The organism is Ferrovibrio sp. (assembly GCF_036381655.1).
Lineage (GTDB): Bacteria > Pseudomonadota > Alphaproteobacteria > Ferrovibrionales > Ferrovibrionaceae > Ferrovibrio.
On record NZ_DASVCJ010000085.1, the window covers coordinates 1 to 3,410 of the forward strand.

Sequence of the window (3,410 nt, forward strand, 5' to 3'; positions counted from 1 at the left end):
GCGGCCGATGCACGGGCCAGGCTCGGCATGCCGCTCGGGCCGCTGGACGGCCGGATTCTCAGCATCAAGGACCTCTTCGACGTACCGGGCGAGGTCACCACCGCCGGCTCGACGATCCTGCGCGATCAGGCGCCGGCGAAAACGGAAGCGCCGGCGATCGCCCGGCTCAGGGCGGCCGGCGCGGTGATCGTCGGCAAGGCCAATATGACGGAATTCGCCTTCTCCGGTATCGGCATCAACCCGCATTACGGCACGCCCGGCAATCCGGCCGACCGCAGCCGCGTGCCGGGCGGCTCGAGTTCGGGCGGCGCGGTTTCGGTGGCGGATGGCATGGCCGAGATCACCATCGGCACGGATACCGGCGGCTCGACCCGCATCCCGGCGGCCCTGTGCGGCATCGTCGGCCTCAAGCCCAGCCAGTATCGCGTGCCGACGGCGGGTGCGTTTCCGCTGTCCTATGCCCTGGACAGCATCGGACCGATGGCGAAAAGCGTGGCCGATTGCGCTCTGGCCGATGCGATCATGGCCAACGAGGCGCCGGAAGAACTGGTGCCGGCGCCGCTGGCCGGCCTGCGTTTCGGCCTGCCGAAGGGGCCGCTGCTGGACGGGCTCGACCCGGCGGTGAGCAAGGCTTTCGATATGGCGCTGACCAGCCTGGGCCGGGCCGGCCTGCGCGTCAGCGACGAGGCGCTTACGCCGCTGCTCGAGCGGATGGCTGCGGTCAATGCCAAGGGCGGCTTCGCCGCGATCGAGGCCTGCCATATCCACCGCGCCTGGCTGGATGCCCGCGCGGCGGATTTCGATCCCCGGGTGCGCGGGCGCATCGAATGCGGCCGGGCGGCAACGGCGATCGACTATATCGAGATGCAGCACCAGCGGGCGGCACTGATCAAGGCGATGGATGCGTGGCTCGCCGACCTCGATGCCCTGGTGCTGCCGACCACGCCGATCCAGGCGCCCAAGATCGCCGAACTGGAGGCCAGCGAGGAGGCGTTTACCAAGGCCAACATGCAGGTGCTGCGCAACACTGCAGTGATGAATTTCTTCGATCTCTGCGCCATTTCCCTGCCGCTGCCGGTCTCTGGCCTGCCGGTCGGCCTGATGCTGGTGGCGCGCAACGGCCAGGATCGCCGGCTCCTGCGCATCGCCGCGGCCGTGGAAAACGCTCTAAAGGGCTGAAACGGCGAATAATTCCGGCATTGACCAGGCCCGGCGGGCGGCGTATCGTTCATAGTATGAACAAGCCTGCCGGCAAGCCGCCCGAGCCCGCCGCCGATGCCGCCACCATGGCGGCGCTGCTGGACGCGATCAGTAGCGGCGACGAGCATACCCAGCGCAGCCTGGCCGGCCGGCTGGATATCGCGCTCGGACTGGCCAATGCGCTGCTCAAGCGCTGCGTGTCCAAAGGGTTGATCAAGATCCAGAGCGCCCCGGCGCGCCGCTACGCCTATTACCTGACGCCCAAAGGCTTCGCCGAGAAAAGCCGCCTGGTGGCGGAATATCTGACCGTCTCGCTTGATTTCTTCCGGCATGCGCGCGGCCAGTATGAAGAGGCTTTCGCCCGGCAGGCCGCGGCCGGCGTCACCTCGGTCGCCATCGCCGGCAGCGGCGAACTGGCCGAGATCGCGCTGCTGTCGGCTTCGGCCTGCGGTCTGCGCGTCGCCGCCGTGATCGCGCCGGGTAAGAATGTCGGCCAGTTCCATGGCCGGCCGGTGGTCGCCGATCTGGCCGCGGCCCTGGCTTTGGGCGCCGAGGTGGTGGCCGTGGCCGACAATGCCACGCCGCAGGCAACCTATGACCGGCTGATCGGCGGTCTGCCGGCCGACCGGCTGCTGGCACCGCCGCTTCTGCATGTCATGACCGCCAAGCCGGGAACCCGGGACGAAGCCGCATGATCGCCTGGTTTGCCGTCCATACCCAGCCGCACAAGGAAGCTCTGGCCGCGCAGCATCTGCGGAACCAGAATTTCGAGGTTTACCTGCCGCGCTATCAGAAAATGCGCCGGCATGCCGGCAAGGCGGAGATCGTGGCCGCGCCGCTGTTTCCCCGCTATCTGTTCGCCGGCATCGATCTGGAAACCCAGCGCTGGCGTTCGGTGAACGGCACGCGCGGCGTGGTCGGCCTAGTCATGCTCGGCGGCGGCGACAAGCCGATCCCGGTGCCGGAGCCTGTGATCGCGGAAATCCGCGCCCGCGAAGGCGAGGACGGCTTCATCCGGCTGAACCCGCCGCAATTCCGCCGCGGCCAGACCCTGCGCATCGTCGACGGCCCGATGGCGGATACCCAGGCCCTGTTCGAGGAAGCGGTCGACGGCAACCGCGCCATCCTGCTGGTCTCGCTGCTCGGCCGGCTGGTACGCACCAAGATGCCGCTGAAACTGGTGGAAGCGGCCTGAGCCGGCCCCTAGCCAGCCAGCCGATTCGGGCCTATAAGGCGCCCGCCATGAGTAACGCCCCCGCTCCCAAGACGGCGCCGAAGATCGGTCTGGTCAGCCTCGGCTGCCCCAAGGCCCTGGTCGATTCCGAACGCATCGTCACCAAGCTGCGCGCCGAAGGCTATGCGATCTCCGGCTCCTACGATGCCGCCGATGTGGTGCTGGTGAATACCTGCGGCTTCCTCGACAGTGCCAAACAGGAATCGCTCGAGGCGATCGGCGAGGCGATGCGCGAGAATGGCCGCGTCATCGTCACCGGCTGCATGGGCGTCGAGGCCGACAGGATCCGCGGCCTGTTTCCCGACGTGTTGGCGGTGACCGGCCCGCAGCAATATGAAAGCGTGGTCGAGGCCGTACACGAAGCGGCGCCGCCGGCGCATGATCCCTTCATCGACCTGGTGCCGCCGCAGGGCATCAAGCTCACCCCGCGCCATTACGCTTATCTGAAGATTTCGGAAGGCTGCAACCATAGCTGCAGCTTCTGCATCATCCCGTCCATGCGCGGCAAGCTCGCCAGCCGTCAGGCCAATGACGTACTCTACGAGGCCGAGCGGCTGGTCAAGGCCGGGGTGAAGGAATTGCTGGTGATCTCGCAGGATACATCGGCCTACGGTGTCGATCTCCGCCATGCCGAAAGCCGCTGGCGCGAGCGCCAGGTGAAGGCGCGCATGACCGAGCTGTGCGAGGCGATGGGCAGCTTAGGCGCCTGGGTGCGGCTGCATTACGTCTACCCCTATCCGCATGTCGACGAGGTGATCCCGCTGATGGCGGAGGGCAAGCTGTTGCCTTATCTCGACATCCCGTTCCAGCACGGCGCGCCGAAGGTGCTGAAAAGCATGCGCCGGCCGGGCAACCAGGAGAAGGTGCTGCAGCGCATCGCCAAATGGCGCGAGATCTGCCCGGACTTGGCGATCCGCTCCACCTTCATCGTCGGCTTCCCCGGCGAGACGGAGGAGGATTTCGAATTCCTGCTGGA

4 protein-coding genes are annotated in these 3,410 nt (G+C 67.3%); all 4 read left to right on the forward strand.

Features of this window, described 5'->3' with window-relative positions; translation table 11 throughout:
* On the forward strand, positions 1-1,179 hold a 1,179-nt coding region (locus VF194_RS19495; protein ID WP_330892879.1), incomplete at its 5' end, for an amidase.
* 56 nt (positions 1,180-1,235) lie between these two features.
* Positions 1,236-1,895: a winged helix-turn-helix transcriptional regulator gene (locus tag VF194_RS19500; RefSeq protein ID WP_330892880.1), complete on the forward strand. Its 660-nt coding sequence runs from the start codon at positions 1,236-1,238 to the stop codon at positions 1,893-1,895.
* On the forward strand, positions 1,892-2,395 hold the full coding sequence (nusG, locus tag VF194_RS19505; RefSeq protein ID WP_330892881.1) for a transcription termination/antitermination protein NusG: 504 nt from the start codon (positions 1,892-1,894) through the stop codon (positions 2,393-2,395). The genes VF194_RS19500 and nusG overlap by 4 nt, the downstream gene beginning before the upstream one ends.
* Positions 2,396-2,442: 47 nt before the next feature.
* Positions 2,443-3,410 (forward strand): 30S ribosomal protein S12 methylthiotransferase RimO (gene rimO / locus VF194_RS19510; protein ID WP_330892882.1); only part of this gene is annotated, 968 nt, incomplete at its 3' end.

Bases quoted from the DNA above. Each gene is read 5' to 3' on its own strand.
- VF194_RS19500 (WP_330892880.1), top strand. From the start codon at position 1,236: ATGAACAAGCCTGCCGGCAAGCCGCCCGAGCCCGCCGCCGATGCCGCC.
- nusG (WP_330892881.1), top strand. From the start codon at position 1,892: ATGATCGCCTGGTTTGCCGTCCATACCCAGCCGCACAAGGAAGCTCTG.